General features: G+C 65.5%; 20 protein-coding genes. 11 read left to right on the plus strand and 9 right to left on the minus strand.

Annotated features, from left to right (window positions below; all coding sequences use genetic code 11):
• Nucleotides 1-7: 7 nt before the first annotated feature.
• The gene (locus ACNHKD_RS15455; RefSeq protein WP_442754373.1) at nucleotides 8-538 is read right to left on the minus strand and encodes a L,D-transpeptidase family protein; all 531 of its coding nucleotides are present in this window, start codon (nucleotides 536-538) and stop codon (nucleotides 8-10) included.
• Between the two features lie 54 nt (nucleotides 539-592).
• Between ACNHKD_RS15455 and ACNHKD_RS15460 the strand changes: the two genes are divergently transcribed.
• The 6 genes from ACNHKD_RS15460 to ACNHKD_RS15485 all read left to right on the plus strand — a co-directional run bounded on the left by ACNHKD_RS15460 (nucleotide 593) and on the right by ACNHKD_RS15485 (nucleotide 6,000).
• Entirely contained in the window at nucleotides 593-1,186 is a 594-nt protein-coding gene (locus ACNHKD_RS15460; RefSeq protein ID WP_442754374.1) for a winged helix-turn-helix domain-containing protein, read from the plus strand.
• A gap of 33 nt (nucleotides 1,187-1,219) precedes the next feature.
• The gene (locus ACNHKD_RS15465) at nucleotides 1,220-1,669 is read left to right on the plus strand and encodes a cyclic nucleotide-binding domain-containing protein (protein ID WP_442754375.1); all 450 of its coding nucleotides are present in this window, start codon (nucleotides 1,220-1,222) and stop codon (nucleotides 1,667-1,669) included.
• 136 nt (nucleotides 1,670-1,805) lie between these two features.
• Nucleotides 1,806-2,186: a hypothetical protein gene (locus ACNHKD_RS15470; RefSeq protein WP_442754376.1), complete on the plus strand. Its 381-nt coding sequence runs from the start codon at nucleotides 1,806-1,808 to the stop codon at nucleotides 2,184-2,186.
• Between the two features lie 129 nt (nucleotides 2,187-2,315).
• Entirely contained in the window at nucleotides 2,316-3,944 is a 1,629-nt protein-coding gene (locus ACNHKD_RS15475; protein WP_442754377.1) for an alpha-D-glucose phosphate-specific phosphoglucomutase, read from the plus strand.
• A gap of 234 nt (nucleotides 3,945-4,178) precedes the next feature.
• A complete protein-coding gene (locus ACNHKD_RS15480) occupies nucleotides 4,179-4,610 on the plus strand; it encodes a hypothetical protein (protein ID WP_442754378.1) in 432 nt (143 codons plus the stop codon).
• Nucleotides 4,611-4,686: 76 nt separating this feature from the next.
• Nucleotides 4,687-6,000, plus strand: coding sequence for a DUF3422 family protein (locus ACNHKD_RS15485; protein WP_442754379.1), 1,314 nt, complete (start codon nucleotides 4,687-4,689; stop codon nucleotides 5,998-6,000).
• Nucleotides 6,001-6,139: 139 nt separating this feature from the next.
• Here ACNHKD_RS15485 and ACNHKD_RS15490 read toward each other — a convergent pair whose 3' ends face one another.
• The 3 genes from ACNHKD_RS15490 to ACNHKD_RS15500 form a co-directional block, all read right to left on the minus strand.
• On the minus strand, nucleotides 6,140-7,243 hold the full coding sequence (locus tag ACNHKD_RS15490; protein WP_442754380.1) for a DUF2235 domain-containing protein: 1,104 nt from the start codon (nucleotides 7,241-7,243) through the stop codon (nucleotides 6,140-6,142).
• Between the two features lie 52 nt (nucleotides 7,244-7,295).
• Entirely contained in the window at nucleotides 7,296-7,553 is a 258-nt protein-coding gene (locus ACNHKD_RS15495; RefSeq protein ID WP_442754381.1) for an exodeoxyribonuclease VII small subunit, read from the minus strand.
• Between the two features lie 66 nt (nucleotides 7,554-7,619).
• Nucleotides 7,620-9,020, minus strand: coding sequence for a cation diffusion facilitator family transporter (locus tag ACNHKD_RS15500; protein WP_442754382.1), 1,401 nt, complete (start codon nucleotides 9,018-9,020; stop codon nucleotides 7,620-7,622).
• Between the two features lie 190 nt (nucleotides 9,021-9,210).
• Between ACNHKD_RS15500 and gloA the strand changes: the two genes are divergently transcribed.
• Nucleotides 9,211-9,651, plus strand: coding sequence for a lactoylglutathione lyase (gloA, locus tag ACNHKD_RS15505; RefSeq protein ID WP_442754383.1), 441 nt, complete (start codon nucleotides 9,211-9,213; stop codon nucleotides 9,649-9,651).
• Between the two features lie 319 nt (nucleotides 9,652-9,970).
• Here the strand turns inward: gloA and ACNHKD_RS15510 are convergent, their stop codons facing one another.
• Nucleotides 9,971-10,552: a hypothetical protein gene (locus ACNHKD_RS15510; protein ID WP_442754384.1), complete on the minus strand. Its 582-nt coding sequence runs from the start codon at nucleotides 10,550-10,552 to the stop codon at nucleotides 9,971-9,973.
• Here ACNHKD_RS15510 and ACNHKD_RS15515 point away from each other — a divergent pair.
• A complete protein-coding gene (locus tag ACNHKD_RS15515; protein WP_442754385.1) occupies nucleotides 10,544-11,188 on the plus strand; it encodes a DedA family protein in 645 nt (214 codons plus the stop codon). The genes ACNHKD_RS15510 and ACNHKD_RS15515 overlap by 9 nt on opposite strands.
• Here ACNHKD_RS15515 and ACNHKD_RS15520 read toward each other — a convergent pair whose 3' ends face one another.
• The gene (locus tag ACNHKD_RS15520; RefSeq protein ID WP_442756913.1) at nucleotides 11,189-11,623 is read right to left on the minus strand and encodes a DUF2244 domain-containing protein; all 435 of its coding nucleotides are present in this window, start codon (nucleotides 11,621-11,623) and stop codon (nucleotides 11,189-11,191) included.
• Between the two features lie 160 nt (nucleotides 11,624-11,783).
• On the opposite strand from ACNHKD_RS15520, the gene nth reads away from it, so the two are divergent.
• Both nth and ACNHKD_RS15530 read left to right on the plus strand, forming a co-directional pair.
• Nucleotides 11,784-12,446 (plus strand): endonuclease III, encoded by a 663-nt coding sequence (gene nth, locus ACNHKD_RS15525; protein ID WP_442754386.1) that lies wholly within the window; start codon nucleotides 11,784-11,786, stop codon nucleotides 12,444-12,446.
• Nucleotides 12,447-12,687: 241 nt separating this feature from the next.
• Nucleotides 12,688-13,719, plus strand: a complete 1,032-nt coding sequence (locus ACNHKD_RS15530) for an IS110 family transposase (RefSeq protein WP_442753689.1) — start codon at nucleotides 12,688-12,690, stop codon at nucleotides 13,717-13,719.
• Nucleotides 13,720-14,024: 305 nt separating this feature from the next.
• Here the strand turns inward: ACNHKD_RS15530 and recN are convergent, their stop codons facing one another.
• The gene (gene recN, locus ACNHKD_RS15535; protein ID WP_442754388.1) at nucleotides 14,025-15,701 is read right to left on the minus strand and encodes a DNA repair protein RecN; all 1,677 of its coding nucleotides are present in this window, start codon (nucleotides 15,699-15,701) and stop codon (nucleotides 14,025-14,027) included.
• Nucleotides 15,702-15,841: 140 nt separating this feature from the next.
• Here recN and ACNHKD_RS15540 point away from each other — a divergent pair, with 140 nt between their 5' ends.
• Complete coding sequence (locus tag ACNHKD_RS15540; RefSeq protein WP_442754389.1) at nucleotides 15,842-16,732, plus strand: alpha/beta hydrolase; 891 nt, start codon at nucleotides 15,842-15,844, stop codon at nucleotides 16,730-16,732.
• A gap of 4 nt (nucleotides 16,733-16,736) precedes the next feature.
• Here the strand turns inward: ACNHKD_RS15540 and ACNHKD_RS15545 are convergent, their stop codons facing one another.
• Both ACNHKD_RS15545 and lpxC read right to left on the minus strand, forming a co-directional pair.
• Nucleotides 16,737-17,627 (minus strand): outer membrane protein assembly factor BamD, encoded by an 891-nt coding sequence (locus ACNHKD_RS15545; RefSeq protein ID WP_442754390.1) that lies wholly within the window; start codon nucleotides 17,625-17,627, stop codon nucleotides 16,737-16,739.
• A gap of 175 nt (nucleotides 17,628-17,802) precedes the next feature.
• Nucleotides 17,803-18,693, minus strand: coding sequence for a UDP-3-O-acyl-N-acetylglucosamine deacetylase (gene lpxC / locus ACNHKD_RS15550; RefSeq protein ID WP_442754391.1), 891 nt, complete (start codon nucleotides 18,691-18,693; stop codon nucleotides 17,803-17,805).
• Nucleotides 18,694-18,822: the final 129 nt, after the last annotated feature.

Below are 18,822 nucleotides of genomic sequence, written 5' to 3' on the forward strand. Positions count from 1 at the left end.
GGGGGCGTCAACGCACGGAGATCATCGCTCCCCGCGAAAGTCTCGGCAGCAGCCGCGCCATGTCCCGCGCTCGCAGCGCGACGCAGCCGGCGGTCGGCCCCAAATCCTCGGTCGCAATATGAAAGAAGATCGCGCTGCCCCGTCCCCGGACCCGCGCGCGGATATTGTAATCCATCACGCCCACTACGTCGTAGAGCCCGTCCTTCCGCCACATTTCCTCATGACTCAGGCGCGACGGCGCCCGCATGGGGCGGTTGTAGAGAAAGCTGCCGGCGTCGTCGCACCATATGTCGTCGCTTCGCGTCGGCCGCCACGGGACGCGCGACGGCGCCGGCTTGCGCAAATAGAAGCGCAGGAGCCGCCAGCCCCCCGCCGGCGTCGCGCCGTCTCCCTCACGCTTGTCATGTGTGACGCCCGCGCGACCGATCGCGCAGGGAATGGCGCGACCGCCCGCGATCAGCCGCGCCTCATGGGGCTTGCCGCCGATTCGCCGGGCGACGCGGAGCAGGGAGACGCCGGTTGCGCGCGATTTCGCCATGGAACAAGATGACCTCTCAACCTTCCGCATCTGTAGCAGAGTTCGTCGCAAGCGATGACCCGCAGCCTGTTCGTCGCCGCCAGTCCCGGGCTCATGTCGAGTCTCGCCGAGCAGTTCGAAGCCCTCGGCCTCTACGAGCTGCGCGCCCTCCATGCGACGGAGCCTGCCGCCCCCTGGCCGCACGCCGCAATCCTGGACGCAGAGGCTTTCGACGCGTCCGCTCTCGCCCGCCGCCTCCGCGCCAGCGGCTTCGCGGGCCCAATCATCGCGATCGGCGCCGAGGTCCCGGAAGCGGACGCCGCCCTGCCCCGGCCCTTCCGCTTTACGGAGCTCCTCACGCTGCTCGCCGCCGCGCCGTCCAGCGGCTATCGAGAGGGCTTCGACGCGCGGCTGACCGAAAAGGAGGCGGCGATCCTGCGTCGCCTCGCGCAAGCCAGAGGCGCGATCATCTCAAAAGAGGCGCTGCTCGCGGATGTGTGGGGCTATGGCCCCAACGTCTCCACCCGCACGCTGGAGACGCATATTCACCGCCTGCGGCGCAAGATCGAGGCGGATCCGCAACGCCCGCTGAAGTTGCTGACGGAAGACGGAGGCTACCGGCTGGCGAATATCGGCGAACAGTTCCCGGCAAAGTTCGTTTCGCCATAAAAAAGCGGCACATCCACGTTCTGTGAAACTGAAATGACGCTTGACGACGACATCGACAACCTCACCCGCATTCCGCTTTTCGCGATCTTCGAGACGGGGGCCCTGCGCAACCTGGCCTTCGCCTCGGAGACCGGGCTGCTGCGCGCGGGCGACATTCTGTTTCGGCGCGGCGAAGAGTCGGATGGCGGGTATATTCTCACCATGGGATCGGTCGCGCTGACGACCCATGACGACGGGCGGCCGGCGAACCATGTGCTTCGTCCCTGGGCGCTGATCGGCGAGATGGCGCTCGTCGCGCCCTCCTTGCGCCCCGTCACCGCGCTCGCCCTGGAGCCGACCACCGTCCTGAAAATCAACCGCACAATTTTTCATCAAATTCTCGAGCAGCATCCCGCGACGGCGGCGCGGGCGCGCGACTTCTTTCGCCAAAGGCTCGTCGATTTCGCCCGTCACGCGGCCGCGGGCCTCGCGCCGGGCGAATAGATCTTTACGTTACGCCGCGAATTGCCGCCCGCCCTCTCGACTCCGACCGATTCAGGTTTAGATTACTTTTATTGACGCGGCTTCGGCGGGCCGATCGCGTAGCGTTATGGATTAGCCCGCCCATGGGAGGTGATTTATGCGTAAGAGCCTGAAACTGACGCTCACCGGCGCGCTGCTCGGCGCGGTGACGGCGACGGCGGTTCCGACCGAAGTTCTGGCCGGCCCCATCGGCGTGGCCCCGCCCGCCACCGTCGGTCTGTCGGCCCCGGTCGACAGGGTCTGGTATCGCCGCTGGGGCGGATACGGCTATCGCGGCTATGGTTATCGCCCCTATTACGGCGGCTATTACCGCCGCTACAATCCCGGCCCGGCGGTCGCCGCGGGCGTCGGTCTTGGCCTGCTCGGCGCGGGTCTCGCCGCTTCGAGCGGCGGCTATTACGGCGGCTACTACCCCTACTACAATGGCGGCTACTATCCGTCTTATGGCTACCCGGCCTACAATTATTGGGGCTGGTAAGCTTCAATTCGAATAGCTTGCCGACGGCGGCGCGACCACGCGCCGCCGTTTTTTTAACGCCTTGGTCCCTATAGATTCCGGCCTGAACCGGCGCCCCTTCGCGGGCGCCTCAAGCGCGCAGAGGCAGGAATGGCCAAGGAAATCGCGACCACACCCTATACCGATCAGAGGCCCGGCACGTCGGGCCTGCGCAAAAAGGTTCCGGTCTTTCGGCAGCGCCATTACGTGGAGAATTTCGTGCAGTCGATCTTCGACTGCCTGGAGGGCTTCGAGGGCCGGACGCTCGTTGTGGGGGGCGACGGCCGCTATTACAACCGGGAAGCGATCCAGAAGATTCTGAAGATTGCGGCCGCGAACGGCTTCGGCCGCGCGGTTGTCGGGCGCGGCGGCATTCTCTCGACGCCCGCCGTCTCGGCGCTCATCCGCTCGCTCAAGGCCTTCGGCGGCATCGTGCTGTCCGCGAGCCATAATCCCGGCGGCCCCGACGGCGACTTCGGCATCAAATACAATGTCGCCAATGGCGGCCCGGCGCCGGAGAAGGTGACGGAAGCAATCTACGCGCGCACGAAGGAAATCACATCCTTCAAGATCGAAGACGCGCCCGATGTCGACATCGATGCGCTCGGCGCCGCGCAGATCGGCGCCATGCGCGTCGAGATCGTCGACAGCGTGGCGAACTACGCCGCGCTGATGCAGACGCTTTTCGACTTCGACCGCATCCGCGACGCCTTCCGCGCCGGCTTCACCATGAAATTCGACGCCATGTCGGCGGTGACCGGGCCTTACGCCAAGGTCATTCTCGAGGGCATGCTCGGCGCGGCGCCGGGAAGCGTGATGCATGGCGAGCCTCTGCCCGATTTCGGCGGGCGTCATCCCGATCCCAATCTCGTCCATGCGGCGCATCTCTACGACCTTGCAATGTCGGCTGACGCGCCGGATCTTTGCGCGGCTTCGGACGGGGACGGCGACCGCAATCTCATCATCGGCCGAAATCGTTTCGTCACGCCCTCCGACAGTCTCGCCATTCTCGCGGCGAACGCCCATCTCGCGCCGGGCTACAGGAACGGCGTCGCCGGCATTGCGCGCTCCATGCCGACGAGCGCCGCCGCCGATCGCGTGGCCGAGAAGCTCGGCGTCGGCATCTATGAGACGCCGACGGGTTGGAAGTTCTTCGGCAATCTGCTGGACGCCGGGCTCGTCACCATTTGCGGGGAAGAGAGCGCCGGCACGGGCTCGAACCATGTGCGCGAGAAGGACGGGCTCTGGGCGGTGCTGCTCTGGCTCGACGTGCTCGCCGCGCGCAGGCGGAGCGTCGACACGATCGTGCGCGAGCATTGGGCGACTTATGGCCGCAACTATTACTCGCGTCATGATTACGAAGAGGTCGACGCCGACGGCGCCAACGCGCTGATCGAGACGCTGCGCGGCAGCCTGCCTTCGCTCAAGGGCAAGACATTCGGCGCGCTCGACGTGAAGGACGCCGACGACTTCGCCTATCACGATCCGGTCGATGGTTCCGACTCGAAGAACCAGGGCGTCCGCGTCATGTTCGCCGACGGCTCGCGCATTGTGTACCGCCTGTCGGGCACGGGAACGGCGGGCGCGACGCTGCGAGTCTATATCGAGCGCTACGAGGCCGACCCTGCAAAGCAATTTGCCGAGACGCAGGAAGCTCTCTCGGATCTGATTTCGCTGTCGCGCGACATCGCGAAGATCGAGCGGTATACGAAGCGTAACGCGCCGAGCGTGATTACCTGAATCGCAGCGCAAGAGACTCTTAAGGACGCGACCAGCAAGACGGGCTCCTTAGCTTCGCCTCAACAATTGTGCGCGACGATCCGCCGGGTTTCAGGCGGTGGATCATCACGATGCTCAAGAGATTGGCGAATGACGCTGGCCGAGCCGCCGCCTCGTGGGCGTCGGCCCGCCGCCTCCATGCGAAAAACCGGCTCCACGCTTTTGGAGGGCGCCTGATCTTCAAAGGATCGCACGATGATTAACTCCCTTATCAACTACGGCGCAAATCGGCTGATGGGGCTTGGAGTCCTCGCGATCGGCCTCGGCGGCTTTTACGCTTTCGACCAATATGACAAGAGGGCGAATTACGCGCCGGCGCAGGCGCGCATCTCCAAGGTCGAAGAGCTTTGCTACATGGAGAAAGAGGTCGGCCGCACCACGACCACCTCGGATGTGCTCGGCTGCGAAATCGCGCGATACGCGGTGAAAAACCATCCAAAATGGAACGGGTTCACGGTAAAATCCAAGATCAGCGTCGAATATGAATATATCTCGCCGGTCGATAATCGCACCCATTCGGGCAAGCGCACGATGAGCGCATGGCCGGACGGCAGGAAGCTCAACCGCGGCGAGCTCTTCCAGATCCGCGCTTCAAAAATCGACCCGAACAAGTCCCGCGAGATCTGACCGGCTCGACAACGCCGCGCCCTCGCCTTCCCCCGCCCGACGCGGCTATAAGGACGCTTCGGGCCGGGAGGGGAGAATGAACGAAGCGAGCGCGAGCGCGCATTGGGTGGAGCATGAGGCGCGCACGACGATTCTTGCGGAATTGCACGCGCGCCCCTTCCTGCCTCTGCATGTTCCCCGCCGCATCTACCACTTCGCCTTCGCGACGAACCACGAAGCGGCGGCGGCCGACCGCGCCGCCATCGAGGCCCTTGCGAAAATCGCCGGGCTGAACGCGCCCGGGCCGGACGCCAAGTTCCATCATTTCGACTTCGGCGATTGGCGGCTGCGCTGGGAGCAGCACACGGAATTCACCACCTATACCTGGGCGACCGGGCTGGATGCCGAGACGCCCTTCCTCCATCCCGATCCGCTGGCGAGCGGCGAGATCAAATTCCGGCCGCCGGGCCGGCTCATCGTCGCGACGCATCTCTGCGTCGTCGACCGCGCGATTCCGCTCGACGATCTTGCCGGCATGTTCAATTCGCAGAGCCTCTGCGTCATCGGCCTCGGCAAGGACGCCGGCCATGCGCTCACCGATTTCGATGTCGACGCCGACCGCTTCACGCGCATCGCCGTCCGCATCCTACACGCGCCACCCATGGAGGCGGGCCGTTTGGTCCAGCGCCTGCTCGAGGTCGAGACCTATCGCAGCATGGCCCTGCTCGGCCTGCCGCTTGCCCGCGCGGTCTCCCCCGATCTGACGACGATGGAGGAGGAGCTCTCTGAAATCACGCATGCGCTTTGCGTCGGCGAGTCGCACAATAATCAGGACCTGTTGAAGCGCCTTTCCGACCTGCTCGCGGCCAATGAGGCGCTCTCGACGCGCACGGCGTTCCGCTTCGGGGCGAGCCGCGCCTATCACAAGCTCGCCAAGAGCCGGCTCGAACTCTTGCAGGAGACGAAGGAAGGTCAGTATCCGACCATTTCGAATTTCCTCAACACGAGGCTCGATCCTGCGATCGAGACCTGCAACGCCGTCGAAGCGCGGCAGATGCGCTTCTCGACCGACGTCGCGCGCACGATAAATCTGATGCGCACGGGCATCACGCTGGAGATGGAGCGCCAGAACGGCGCGCTGCTGGACGACATGGTTCGGCGCACGCGCCTGCAAATGCGGCTGAACCGCATGGTGCAGGGCATTTCCATCGCCGGCCTCGCCTATTATCTCGTCGGGCTCTTCGCCTTCGTCGCGAAGGGACTGAAGGAGGCTGGCCTTATCCCGGCCAACCTGTCGGCCGACATGGTCGAGGCGATTTCGGTCCCCTTCGCGCTGCTCCTGTCCTGGGCCTTCATGGCGCGTGTGCGCGTTCTTTCCAATCGCGCGGCGAAGGAGGAGCAGGTCGACTGACCCGCTCCTCCCTCACACGGCTTCGACCCGATCGCTTCTCCACGACGCTCCTGGCGCCGATGCGAGGCTTTTCGGGCCGCTATCGCCATGCTGGATCGCGTGGCCGGCAGGATCTTCTCGCAATGACGCAGAAATGGCGTCAGACATTCTCCGGCTTGTATTTTGGATCGGCAGCCTGCTTCTCCTTCACGGCCGCCACGTCCGCGCCGGTCGGAATAGGCCGGATATATTCGCCCTTCCAGGTGACGTATTTCCGCAGGGGACGGTCCTTCCAGGGATAGACGAGCGAAAAAATCTTCACGGTGATGAGCGTGAGGAACTGATAATAAAACGTCTGGCTGTGATGGATCGGCTCTGCAATGTTTTTGCGGAAGAGCCGGTCGGGCGCGAATTCGATCGTTTCCAGCGGCAGCACCTTGAGGCCGTTTTCTCGCGCGCGCGCGGCCATCCATTCCAGCGCTCCATCCGACAAGCCATATTGGCTGTAACCGCCGCCGACATCCGAATGCACGCCGGGGAACCACTTTTGCGCGTAGAGCGGGAAGCCCTTCTCGGCGACGTTCCTTGCGTTCCTGTCGAGATGCGTTTGCGTCAGCTCGATCGGCGTATAGCGGAAAGGCCAGCGGCGCTCGTCCGCCGCAACCGCGTGATAGGCGCTCTGCACGCTGGAGCTCAGCGTCACGTCATGGAAACTGCATTTGAAGACCTTGTCGACGAAATAGCCGAGAAATTCTCCATAGGGCGCGCCGAGCGCGCCGACCGTGTCCCATACGCCGAGAAAGCGAATTTGGGCCGGATAAGGATGGCAGTTCGCCTCTCGGTACTGCGCGGCGCTCGGGCTGCCCGGTTTCCAGTCCGACGCCTTGTACAGATCGTACATCTCGTTGACGAGCGGCAGCCGGTAGGGTTTCAGAATGCCGAAATTGTGAATGAACCCCGCAATGCTGCGCGCCGTGTAAGCGCCGCGGCTGAAGCCGAAGAGATAGATCTCGTCATTCTCTTCGTAATTGCTCACGATGAAGGAATAAGCATCGACGATGTTTTCCGAAATGCCGCGGCCGAACACGCCGCCGATAAATTTTTCGCCTTTGCGCGTGCCGACGCCGGCGATGTAATGCAGAATTTGCGGATTGCCTTCCTCGTCCTGATTGTCGGTCGCCTGGAGCATCCGCAGCACATTGGTGCCCCGCTCGGTCGGCTCGTTCCAGGTGCCGTCGCAGAAAATGACGAGCTTCTTCGGCATTTGCTCCTCCCTTGAATTAAATGTGAAAAATCCGCCCCGTAATGTCCTTTGTTCAGGTCACGTCGAACGGCGCGACTCCTTTGGGCGCGCCGTTTTCCCCGATCGTAATCTTCTCGACGCGCGCTTCCGCTTCGGCGAGCAGCTTCTCGCAGCGCTCCTGCAAAGCCTTGCCGCGCGCGTAGAGCCGAACCGAGTCGTCGAGTGAAACCGCGCCCTTCTCCAGGTCGCCGACGATTCGCTCCAGCTCCGCCATCGCCTTTTCAAAAGGCATGGTCGAGACGTCCCCGATGCTTTGCTCTGTCTGTGTCATGATTTATTTGTATCCTAGGCGCCCGCGCTTGGCTACGCGCGGAAGGATTCCATTTTCCGGCGCATTTTAATGGTCCTCCGGCTCCGCGTGGCCGACAATACGCAGTATTTCCGGATATTCCTCGCGCACGCGGCGCTCCAGCGCGTCCACCGCGTCATGCGCCGCCTCGACGGGCACGCTCGGATCAACCGCGCAGTGATAGTTCACCACGAGGCCGCCGGAGGTTTCGCGCACGCGCAGATCGTGGATATTCGCGACATAGCCGACCTGCGCGCAATGGCGGTCGAGCGCCGCCGCGATCTCCTGCATCAACGCCGGATCGACGTCGCGGCCGACCAGCACATGGGGCGAGAGCGGCTCGATATGCGTCTCGATCTCGACGTCGGCGCCGAACTCATCTCGGATGGCGCTCTCGAAATCAGTCGCAATGGCGTGGGCGCGACCGATCGGCATGCCGGCGTCGAGTTCGATATCGAGGCCGATGGAGAGCCGCTCGCCGATCTGTTGCGCGATGACGTGATGGGCGGTGACGTGCCGCCGGGCCGCAACGAGCATGATGCGCTCCACCATCGTCTCGTCGTCCAGCGCGCGCGCGTCGACAGTGATCGTGATGCGCGCATGCGGCGCGACGGCGAGGATCGCCGCCGAGACCGCCGCCTTGATGCGCGCCGCCTGCTCGACCCGCAGCGTGCGGGCGACGCCGATCGTCGCATCGCCGATGACCTCCGCTCCCGCGCTGCGCAGCCGCAACTCGTCGAGCGTGATGACGCCTGGCACGTCGCGGATCGCACGCGCGATCTCCGGGGCGAGGTCGCGCGGCGCGGCGTCGAGCAGCGTGTCGATGGTGCGTCGCCCCAGCCTGTAGCCCGCGACGGCGATGAAGCCTGCGACGCCGAAGGAGGCGAGCGCGTCGCCTTGCGGAAAGCCGTAATGCGCCGCGGCCACGCCGATCAGCGCGAGCACGGAGGAGACGAGGTCGCTCGCGAAATGCATCGCGTCCGCCGCGAGCGCGTCGCTGCGCTCTTCCTTCGCGATCTCGCCTAATTGCCGCGCGCGCACGAAGTCGATCAGAATGGAGACGCCGAGCACGCCATAGGCCGGCCAGCCGACATCGATCGCGACATTGACCTCGCCGAGCCGCCTGATGGCCTCGCCCACGACGATAAGGGCGAGGCCGAAAAGCAGCCCTGTCTCGACAAGCGCGGCGAGCGCCTCATATTTCCCGTGACCGTAGTGATGCTCCGCGTCCGCCGGCTTTTCCGCCTCGCGCACCGCGTAATAAGTCAGCGCGGTCGCGCCCGTGTCGACAAAGGCGTGGCCTGCTTCCGAGAGAAGCGCCAGCGAACCTGACCAGAGCCCCGCGGCGAGCTTGGCGGCGGCGAGGAAAGCGCTGGCGGCGATGGAGGCCTTGGCGGCGGTGATTTTCCGGCTGGCGCCCTCGGCGCCCAGCGCGCGCGTCTCGGTCATGTGGCCCTGTGTCCGGAACGGTTGACGGGCTTTGCTAGCAAGAGGCGGGTTCGCGGGCAATGCGGGACCCGGCCTTAAAATGGGGCGCTTGCGCGAGCGGGCCGCATTGGAGAGGCGTTGGTCCCTTCAACGCCTCGTGCGATACGCTAGATTCGGGTCGCGGGACACGGCCCGAAAGGGAGCATTCGACGTGAAATATCTGCATACGATGATCCGGGTGGGCGACCTCGACCGTTCGCTGCATTTTTTCTGTGACATTCTCGGGCTCAAGGAAGTGCGCCGCACAGAGAATGAAAAAGGGCGCTATACGCTGGTCTATCTTGCGGCGCCCGCGGATGCGGAGGCGGCGCAACGCAGCGGCGCGCCGACGATCGAGCTGACCTATAACTGGGACGAGCGCGAATATGCGGGCGGCCGCAATTTCGGGCATCTCGCCTTCGGCGTGGATAATATCTACGAGGTCTGCGACCGGCTGCAAAAAGCGGGCGTGACGATCAACCGGCCGCCCCGCGACGGCCATATGGCGTTCGTGCGGACGCCGGACGCCATTTCCATCGAGCTTCTGCAGAACGGCAAGCCGCTCGAGCCGGCTGAGCCCTGGGCGTCCGCCCAAAATGTCGGCGTCTGGTGACGCCGGCGCTCCGCGCGCCGCTGCGCCGCAAAAAAGCAAGGCGCTGGGACTTAACTGTGCAGTCGCAGCGAAGAAATATTCTTGCAGGCGTGAAACTCTGGCCGAAGTGGCGCGTTGGAACGATACGGGGGCGCGGCATGGGCGCGCTGCGCCTCGTTCACGCAAAAATTTCGGCTGTTCGTCGTAACCCGGTCACGGTCGTCACGTAGAACGGCAAGCGTGCAACAAGAGCCGCGATTTCGTCGCGTCTTCGACGTGTCGCAGCTCGATTGGCGCGTCCGGGCCGAAAGGCTCTTTGCGAAGGCGGTTCAGCGACGGTTCAGTCGCCGTCCCGCCATTTGGAGAAACGAGACGCCAGCCCCTCGGCGGGCGGAAACGGCGCGACAGACAAAAGAGGACGAACGGGCTGAAACAAGAACGAAAAGCGGAGGACACCATGCTGGTTGCGGATCTGATCCATTCCTGCTCCGACGAGATGGTCGCCCAGGCTGCGCTGATGTGCATTGGGGGCCGGTTCGCAGAGCGCGTCCGTGTGGCCGCGCAAGAGAAGGGCATGAGTGTCGGCAGGTTCGTAGCGGTCGTTGTCCGCGACTTCGCGCGGCGCGCGGACGATAATGTGCGCGAGACGTTGCGCGAAAGGATTACGGGCGACGACCAGCCCTTGCTGAAAGGCCTGCGGGCGGTGCTCGAACCCGCGCTGGAGGACGGTACGGTCTTCGTCGACGACGACATCGTCATCGGCCGGTCTTTTCCGGCCGAACTGAGCTGCGCCGGCCTTCAATACCAATAAAAATAATCGCCTGATTTGCTTTACGCGGGAAAGCGGCATCGCGACGCGGTGTCGCTTTTCTCTCGTCTGCGCATATGTTCCGATAAAGCGAGGTCGGAACGGATGGGCCATTTCTTCGATCAGGCGCAGATCGCCTCCCTGCTCGCCGCCTATGGCTATTGGGCCATTTTCATTGTCGTGGCTCTGGAAAGCTCGGGCCTTCCGCTGCCCGGCGAGACGATGCTCGTCGGCGCCTCGATCTATGCGCGACTTTCGGGCGCGCTCTCCATCGAGACCATCATTTTCGCGGCCGCCGCCGGCGCGATCGTCGGCGACAATATCGGCTATTGGATCGGCCGCGAATTCGGTTACCGCGCGCTGGAACGGCACGGCTGGCGTGTTGGGCTTGGGCCGGAGAAGCTGCGGCTCGGGCAATATCTCTTCTACAAATGGGGCGGCGCAATCGTCTTTTTCGGGCGCTTCATCGCGCTGCTGCGCATCCTCGCGGCGCTGCTCGCCGGCGCCAACCGGCTGCCGGCGCCGCGATTCTTCTTCTACAACGCCGCGGGCGGGATCGTCTGGGCGCTGATCTTCGGGCTCGGCGCTTATTGGCTCACCGCGACGTTCCAGAAGATCGAGGGGCCGATCGCGACCGCCGGCGCGCTTTGCGGCCTCTTCGCAGTCTTCGTGCTGTGGCGCTACTACAAGGCCAACGAAGCGCGGTTGCTGCGCGAAGCCGACGACATGCTCTCGCAACGCAAGAGGTGATCAGGAAAAGCGCGGTCCCATGCGCGCAACGGCGAGCGCGCGCGTGAGCTCTCTCGCAAGCTCCGCTTTCTGATCCGGACCGAGGAAGGAGCCAACCTCGATCGCCTCCCCACGAAAGACGAGCGCCACGCTCATCGTGCCGAATTCCTCGTGAACCTTCTGCTCCAGCCGCACCCAGGATGGATTGAAGCGCCATTCGCGCCGTCGCCCGCCGGCGCCGACCTTGGCGAAGACGAGTTCGAGCGGCGTGACGTCAAGCGTCTCATAGGCGCGCGCGTCCCGGAAGTTGATCAGGAAGGCGATATAGAGAGCGAGCGCGTCGAGTCCCATAAAGCCCGCGACCGGCCACGCGCCCATGGCGAAAAAAGGAATCGCGAAAACCCCCTGCGCGACGCAAAACCCGGCGATAAACAGATAAAAGGCGCGCGGGGTCATGGACCGATGCGGCGAGAGGCGCGTCGTATAGATCGGTTCGTCAAACGGTTCCGGCGAAGTATCCGGCAAGTTGTCCGCCCTGGGCTGAACAGCGCTTTCGTCCCTGCTGACCTGAAGATATAACGTCCAGATGGTCGCAGGGAACAGCACAAAGCCACGCATGCCCGTCTTAAGGAAGCGCCTGCCGGCCGCAGAGGCGGCGCGCATCAAGGCGATCTTCGCCCGCCTCGCGGAAGCCAACCCCGAACCCAGGGGCGAGCTGTTCTACACGAATCCCTTTACTCTTCTGGTCGCCGTGGTGCTTTCCGCGCAGGCCACCGACGCCGGCGTGAACAAGGCGACGCCCGCCTTGTTCGCGATCGCCGACACGCCCGAAAAAATGGTCGCGCTCGGCGAGGACCGCGTGCGCGAGGCGATCAAAACCATCGGCCTCTTTCGAACCAAGGCGAAGAATGTCATCGCTCTCTCGCGACTGCTGATCGAGCGCCATGGCGGCGAGGTCCCACGGGACCGCGACGCGCTGACGGCGCTGCCCGGCGTCGGCCGCAAGACGGCCAATGTCGTCCTCAACATCGCCTTCCATCAGCCCACCATCGCGGTCGACACCCATATCTTCCGCGTCTCGAACCGCCTGCCGATCGCCAAGGGCGCGACGCCGGAGGCCGTCGAGAAAGGGCTGGAGGCCGTGGTGCCGGAGAAATATCTCCTCCACGCCCATCACTGGCTGATCCTGCATGGGCGATATGTGTGCAAGGCGCGCAAGCCCGAATGCGGCCGGTGCATTTTGTATGAGCTGTGCAGGTTCAAGGAGAAGACGGCGTAGCGCCTTCGCCCCTCACCCTCACCCTCTCCCCGTAACCCCGTAAAAGGGGAGAGGGAATCGAGTGCGCCGCTTCCCCCTCCGCGCACGCGCGGTGAGAGTCAAAGCCGCTCTCCCGCCAGGCGAGGAGCGCGGCGATCAGGGCCGCCGTCCGCCGCCCCTGGATTGTTGGGGTGGACGGCCCCTGAGCGGCATCTATGCGCCATGATGAGGTTTGTCGAGGACTTCATCAAAGGAGCCGTCCGTGGACCAGATTACACGCATTGGAATGGATACGTCGAAGCGTTTTTTTCAGCTTCACGGGGTGGATGGGCGCGAGCAGGTTGTTCTGCGCCGACAGCTGACGCGCGCGCAGATGGCGTCGTTTTTTGAGAAGCTGCCGCCGACTTTGGTGGCGATGGAGGCGTGCGGAGGGGCGCATCATTGGGCGCGGGAGTTGACGCGGCGCGGGCACGACGTGCGGCTGATCGCGCCCCAGCTCGCCAAGCCTTATGTGGCGCGCGGCAAGAACGATGCGGCCGATGCGGCGGCGCTGTGCGAGGCGGCCGGGCGGCCGCACATGCGCTTCGTGCCGGCGAAATCGGAGGATCAGCAGGCGGCCCTGATGCTGGCGGGCCAACGCGAGCGGCTGGTCGGCCTGCGCACCCAGCTCGTCAACACGATCCGCGGCCATGCGGCGGAGTTCGGCGTCATCGCCGCCAGGGGGCCGGCGGGGGTCGGGCGGCTTCTCGATCGCCTGGCGGCGGCCGATCTTCCGGCCTTGGCGCGCGAGCTGTTCGCCGAACTCGCAGAGGAGCACGCAAGCCTGTGCGGTCGGATCGCGGCGCTCGACCGGCGGCTGCGCGATTGGCATAATGCAAGCGAGGCGGCGCGGCGCCTGACGGCGATCCCGGGCGTCGGTCCGTTGATCGCCTCGCTGCTGGTGATGAAGACGCCCGATCCGCGCCTCTTCAAGTCGGGGCGCGACTTCGCCGCCTGGCTCGGATTGACGCCGCGCGACCATTCGACCGCCGGCAAGGCGCGGCCGGGGCGCATTACGCGGGCCGGCGATCCGATGCTGCGCAGCCTGCTCGTCGTCGGCGCGACCGCGGTGGTCTGGCAGACGCGCCGAGGCGCGGCGAAAAACCCGTCCGCCTGGCTGCAGGCGCTGATCGCGCGCAAGCCCGCCAAACTGGCCGCGGTGGCGCTCGCCAACAAGATGGCGCGGATCGCCTGGAAGCTGATGGCGAGCGGCGAGCGCTATGCGCGCCGCGGCCCGGCCATCGCCGCCGCCTGACGAAATCGGCGGGCTCGAACCGACATTCGGGCTCGCCGGGCCGACCTTGCAACAGACGGAGAGAGATGGACGGGATCGTTCGATCCGCCCCGGGAGATAAACCGCGCGAAGCAACGGCCCATCGAGGTCGCTGGATTGTTTGGATCTCCCGCACGCGGAACCCATCTTGGCCAGCGGCCTTCGCCGCACCAACAGGCCGGACACATGCTCGCAAGCGAACGCACCCCCAAAAATCTCCCGCCAGACCTTGCAAGCAAGGGGCCGTCCACACATGCTTCGCCGCGATCCCAATGACGGGGATCGATTTACCCCGCCCCCTCCAGCAGCCGCGTCGCCGCCGCGCGCGCTTCGTCGGTGACTGCGGCGCCGGACAGCATCCGCGCAATCTCCTCGCGCCGCTCCGCATCCGCCAGCACGGCGACGCTCGTCGCGACGCGCTTGTCCTTGCCCTTGGCGGGCGCGCCCTTGCTGATGCGCAGATGCCGCGTCGCGCGGGCGGCGACCTGCGGGGCGTGGGTCACAGCGAGGACCTGCGTCCGCCTGGCGAGGCGCGCGAGACGCTGGCCGATGGCGTCGGCCACGGCGCCGCCGACGCCCGTGTCGATCTCGTCGAAGACCAGCGTCGGCGCCGAGCCGCGATCGGCGAGCACCACTTTCAGCGCCAGCATGAAGCGCGCGAGTTCGCCGCCGGACGCGACCCTGGTCAGCGGGCCGGGACGCGAGCCGGGATTTGTCTGCACCCAGAATTCGACGCGGTCGATCCCTTCGGCTCCCCCGTTTTCGGGATCGCTCGTCACCTGCGTCGAGAAATGCGCGCCTTCCAGCTTCAAAGGCTTCAGCTCGGCGTCCACCAGCGCGTCGAGCTTCTTCGCCGCCTTTCTGCGCGCCTCAGAGAGCGTGCGGGCGGCGGCGTCATAGGCGGCCTTTGCCGCCTTTAATTCCTGCCCAAGCTTCACAAGGCGCGCCTCCGAGGCGTCGAGCGCGGCGATGTCATCTGCAAATTTCCCGGCGATCTTCGGCAGCTCCGCCACGCTCGCCTGATATTTGCGCGCCGCGCCGCGCAGCGCGAAAAGCCGCTCTTCGACGCGTTCCAGTTCGGCCGGATCGAAGCGCGTCTCCGCCAGCGCCTGCTCCAGCGCCTGCTCGGCGACGGAGAGCGCATCGACCGCCTGAGCCATGGCCTTGGCCGGAGGCTCCAAAATCTGCGGAGCCTGCGGCAGGCGCCGCTCCAGCCGCCGCGCGGCATGGCCGATTTCAACCGCCGGCGCGCGGTCGTCCGCGAACGCCGCAAGGGCTTCGCGTATGTCGGTCGCGACCTTCTCCGCGCGCTGCATGAAGAGGCGGCGCTCGGCGAGCGACTCTTCCTCGCCCGCCTCCGGCGCGAGTTTGGTCAGCTCCTCATGCGCATGGCGCAAATAATCTGCGTCCGCGCGCGCCCTCGCAATGCGCGCTTCTTCATCCGCCAAAGCCCGCCGCGCGGCCTGCCAGGCGCCATATTTCACGCGCACGTCGTTCGCCTGCGCGAGCAGCCCGCCATGGGCATCGACCAAAGCACGGTGCGCGCTCGGGTCGACCAGCGCGCGATCGTCGTGCTGGCAATGGATTTCCACAAGTTCGCGACCAATCGCGCGTAGCGCCTGCGCCGTCGCGGGCTGGTCGTTGACGAAGGCGCGCGTGCGCCCATCCGCCGCCTGCACGCGGCGCAGCACCACTTCATCCTCGCTGGAGAAGCCGAATTCGCGCGCGGCGAGATGGGCCGGATGGTCGGGCGCGAGATCGAAAACAGCCGTCACCTGTCCCTGCTCGCAGCCCGCGCGCACCAGCGAGGCGTCGCCCCGCCCGCCCAGCGCCAGAACGAATGAGTCGAGAAGGATGGATTTGCCGGCGCCCGTCTCGCCGGTGAGCGTCGTCAGCCCCTGCCCGAAATCGAGATCGAGCGCGTCGATGAGCACGATGTCGCGGATGGACAGACGAACCAGCATACGCGTGACTTTACCGCTCCGGCGCAGCGGCCGCATGCAACGGCAGAGCGGCTACGCCGTTATCCTGTGGACGAGAGCGCGCGGCGAGCGCGCCTTCCGAGCTTTCAAGCGGCGATTCGCCGCTCATGCGGAGGTTGGGCGTGGCGGAAGACGAAATCAACGAGATTCGCGCGCTTCTGGCGTCCAAGCCGCGCCCGGCAAGCTGGGCCGAGCGGCGGGCGCGGATCGAGGAGGTCGGCGCCGCGTGGCCCGTCGCGCCCGACATCCTGCTTGCGCCCGCCGAGATCGACGGGCTTGCGGCCGAATGGTCGCTCGCGCCGGGCGCGGATCCGTCCCGCGTCCTGCTTTTCTTCCATGGCGGCGGCTATTGCTCGGGCTCCATCGCCAGCCACCGTCGGATGGTCACCGAGGCCGGCCGCGCTGCGGGGGCGCGCACGCTCGCCGTCGCCTTTCGGCTCGCGCCGGAGCACCCTTTCCCCGCCGCCTATGACGATGCGCTCGCCGCGTGGCGCTTTCTGCGCGGACAGGGAGTCGACGCCGAGCGCGTCGCTGTCGGCGGGGACAGCGCGGGCGGCGGACTTTCGATCGCGCTCGCCTTGCGCCTTCGCGACATGGGCGAGCCCCTGCCCGGCCGCCTCTGGCTCTGCTCGCCTTGGACGGATCTCACTATGTCCGGCGAGACGCTCGCCACGAAGGACGCCGTCGACCCCCTGATCCATAAACCTTATCTGGAAGAGCTCGCGAGCGCCTATGTCCCGACGGGGATCGATCGTAAGGACCCGCGAGTCTCGCCACTCCATGCAAATTTGAAAGGCCTGCCGCCCATGCTGATTCAGGTCGGATCGGACGAGACGCTACTTGCGGACTCCACCCGCCTCGCTGCAGCGGCCGGCGCCGCGGATGTCCCGATCACGCTCGAAATCTGGCCGCGCATGATTCACGCCTGGATGATGTGGAACGCGCGCCTGACTGACGGCCGGCGCGCGCTGGAACATGCGGGAAGCTTCATTCAGGCGCGCCTCGGCGCCTGACGCGTCAGATGGCGTGGAGCGTCTTGCCGACCTTGGAAATCCAGGAGTCGGTATATTCGTGCGGCTCGAGACCGCCCGTCCTCAGCAGCGCGTGCGCATCCTTGTACCACTGCGAGTCCGGGAAGTTGTGGCCAAGAATCGCCGCCGCCGTCTGCGCCTCGTTGGTGACGCCCATCGCCATATAGGCTTCGGTGAGACGGTAGAGCGCCTCCTCGGTGTGGCGGGTCGTCTGATATTTGCCGAGCACGTCATGGAAGCGGTTGATCGCTGCCGGATAATTCTTGCGCGTCAGGTAGAAGCGGCCGACCTGCATTTCCTTGGCGGCGAGTTGGTCCCGCGCGACGCCCATCTTGTATTTCGCGTCGGGGACATATTCGGAATTGGGGAATTTCTGAATGAGCTCGCCGAAAATCCCCAGCGCCTTCTCGGCGGAGGACTGGTCGCGCATCACGTCCGGCACCTGATTGTAATAAGACATGCCCGCGAGATAATAGACATATGGCGTGTCGGGCGAAGTCGGATAGAGGCCGATATAGCGCTGAGCGGAGGTGACGGCCTCTTCGTAATTCGGCTTCTCATAGTTTGAGAAGACGGTCATGAGCAGCGCCTTCCGCGCCCATTCCGAGCGTGGATAATTCCTGTCCACCTCGCCGAAACGCTTCGCGGCTCCTTCGTAGTCCTTGCCGTGCAGCTTCGCGAGGCCCTGATTGTAGAGCGTCTCCGGCGGTATGTCGGGAGTGATCTCGGTCTTGTATTTTTCGCCGCCGCCGAAAAGGCCGAAGCCGCTGGTGATCGAATCCATAATATCCGCATGAGCCGGCGCCGCCGACAGGGCGAAAGCCGCGGCCGCGACGATTGCGGCGGACGAGCGGAAGGAAACAGCGAAAACCGACATATGAAGCGTCCCTTGCGGCGAAGAGCCCCGGTCCAGCCGTGCTCGCGAGCCTATTAGCCTAATCCGCCAATCCCCGCCACTCGCGAAGCCTGCCATCGACAGCCCGCGTCATCGCGGCGCTGGCGGCGCGCGGCGATGGACAACGCCGTTAAAGAAAGACTTCCTTCTGGCGAGATTATGGCGACGTTCGGAGCGAGGACGCGGCGGCTGCCGACCGGGCGCCCGTCAGGACGAAAGCGCCTTCGCGCATCGCCGCCTGAATCAGCGCCAGATTGAGCGCATGGCCGCCGCGATAGGAGCGGAAGACGCCGATGATCGGCGCGCCGGCGAGCGCGAGGTCGCCCACGACGTCGAGCATTTTGTGGCGGACGAATTCATCGGCGTAGCGCAGGCCCTGCGGATTGAGAACGGATTCGCCGTCGAGCACCACCGTATTTTCGAGCGAGGCGCCGAGCGCGAGCCCCGCGCGCCACAGGCGCTCCGCGTCGCGCAGAAAGCCGAAAGTGCGCGCCCGCGCGAGTTCGAGACGAAAGCTTTCCGGCGTGAGGTCGAGCGCGCGACGCTGGCGGCCGATGCGTCCCCCGAAAGCGATTTCCACGTCGAGGCGCAATCCGGCGGTCGCGGGCGTCAGCTCCGCCCAGCAAGCGCCGTCGGAGACGCGCACAGGCGAAACGACGCGCAGATAGGCGCGCGGCGCGGGAAGCGGCGCAACCCCCGCCTCGTCGATCGCCGAAACGAACGCTTCCGCCGAGCCGTCCATGGCGGGGATTTCATCGCCCTCGACCTCGACCAGCGCATTGTCGACCCCGAGGCCGGCGAGCGCCGCCAAGAGGTGTTCGACCGTCGAGACGCTTGCGCCTTCGGCGGAAAGCCGCGTGCGCAACTGCGTCGCGTCGACCACGCGCCAATCGGCGACGATGTCGGCGCCTGCGACATTGAAGACGACGCCGGCGCCCGCCGCGGCCGGCGCGAGCGTGAGTCGCGCCGGCTTGCCGTCATGGACGCCAAAGCCTGACAACGTCGCGGGACGGGCCAGCGTGGTTTGCGCGGCGGCTCCAAGCCTCACAGGGCGCGCGGCTCCACGAGCCTCTTCCGCTCTATGAAATTCCTGTGCGCGGGACTTCGGGCGAATAAGACGATCCTCCCGGCGAAAGCTTGAACAAGCCCACCATGTTTGAGCCAGTTGCGGGGTTAT

This window comes from Methylocystis sp. JAN1 (assembly GCF_052186135.1).
Lineage (GTDB): Bacteria > Pseudomonadota > Alphaproteobacteria > Rhizobiales > Beijerinckiaceae > Methylocystis.

Bases quoted from the DNA above. Each gene is read 5' to 3' on its own strand.
- ACNHKD_RS15455 (WP_442754373.1), bottom strand. From the start codon at position 538: ATGGCGAAATCGCGCGCAACCGGCGTCTCCCTGCTCCGCGTCGCCCGG.
- ACNHKD_RS15460 (WP_442754374.1), top strand. From the start codon at position 593: ATGACCCGCAGCCTGTTCGTCGCCGCCAGTCCCGGGCTCATGTCGAGT.
- ACNHKD_RS15465 (WP_442754375.1), top strand. From the start codon at position 1,220: ATGACGCTTGACGACGACATCGACAACCTCACCCGCATTCCGCTTTTC.
- ACNHKD_RS15470 (WP_442754376.1), top strand. From the start codon at position 1,806: ATGCGTAAGAGCCTGAAACTGACGCTCACCGGCGCGCTGCTCGGCGCG.
- ACNHKD_RS15475 (WP_442754377.1), top strand. From the start codon at position 2,316: ATGGCCAAGGAAATCGCGACCACACCCTATACCGATCAGAGGCCCGGC.
- ACNHKD_RS15480 (WP_442754378.1), top strand. From the start codon at position 4,179: ATGATTAACTCCCTTATCAACTACGGCGCAAATCGGCTGATGGGGCTT.
- ACNHKD_RS15485 (WP_442754379.1), top strand. From the start codon at position 4,687: ATGAACGAAGCGAGCGCGAGCGCGCATTGGGTGGAGCATGAGGCGCGC.
- ACNHKD_RS15490 (WP_442754380.1), bottom strand. From the start codon at position 7,243: ATGCCGAAGAAGCTCGTCATTTTCTGCGACGGCACCTGGAACGAGCCG.
- ACNHKD_RS15495 (WP_442754381.1), bottom strand. From the start codon at position 7,553: ATGACACAGACAGAGCAAAGCATCGGGGACGTCTCGACCATGCCTTTT.
- ACNHKD_RS15500 (WP_442754382.1), bottom strand. From the start codon at position 9,020: ATGACCGAGACGCGCGCGCTGGGCGCCGAGGGCGCCAGCCGGAAAATC.
- ACNHKD_RS15515 (WP_442754385.1), top strand. From the start codon at position 10,544: ATGGGCCATTTCTTCGATCAGGCGCAGATCGCCTCCCTGCTCGCCGCC.
- ACNHKD_RS15510 (WP_442754384.1), bottom strand. From the start codon at position 10,552: ATGGCCCATCCGTTCCGACCTCGCTTTATCGGAACATATGCGCAGACG.
- ACNHKD_RS15520 (WP_442756913.1), bottom strand. From the start codon at position 11,623: ATGACCCCGCGCGCCTTTTATCTGTTTATCGCCGGGTTTTGCGTCGCG.
- nth (WP_442754386.1), top strand. From the start codon at position 11,784: ATGCCCGTCTTAAGGAAGCGCCTGCCGGCCGCAGAGGCGGCGCGCATC.
- recN (WP_442754388.1), bottom strand. From the start codon at position 15,701: ATGCTGGTTCGTCTGTCCATCCGCGACATCGTGCTCATCGACGCGCTC.
- ACNHKD_RS15545 (WP_442754390.1), bottom strand. From the start codon at position 17,627: ATGTCGGTTTTCGCTGTTTCCTTCCGCTCGTCCGCCGCAATCGTCGCG.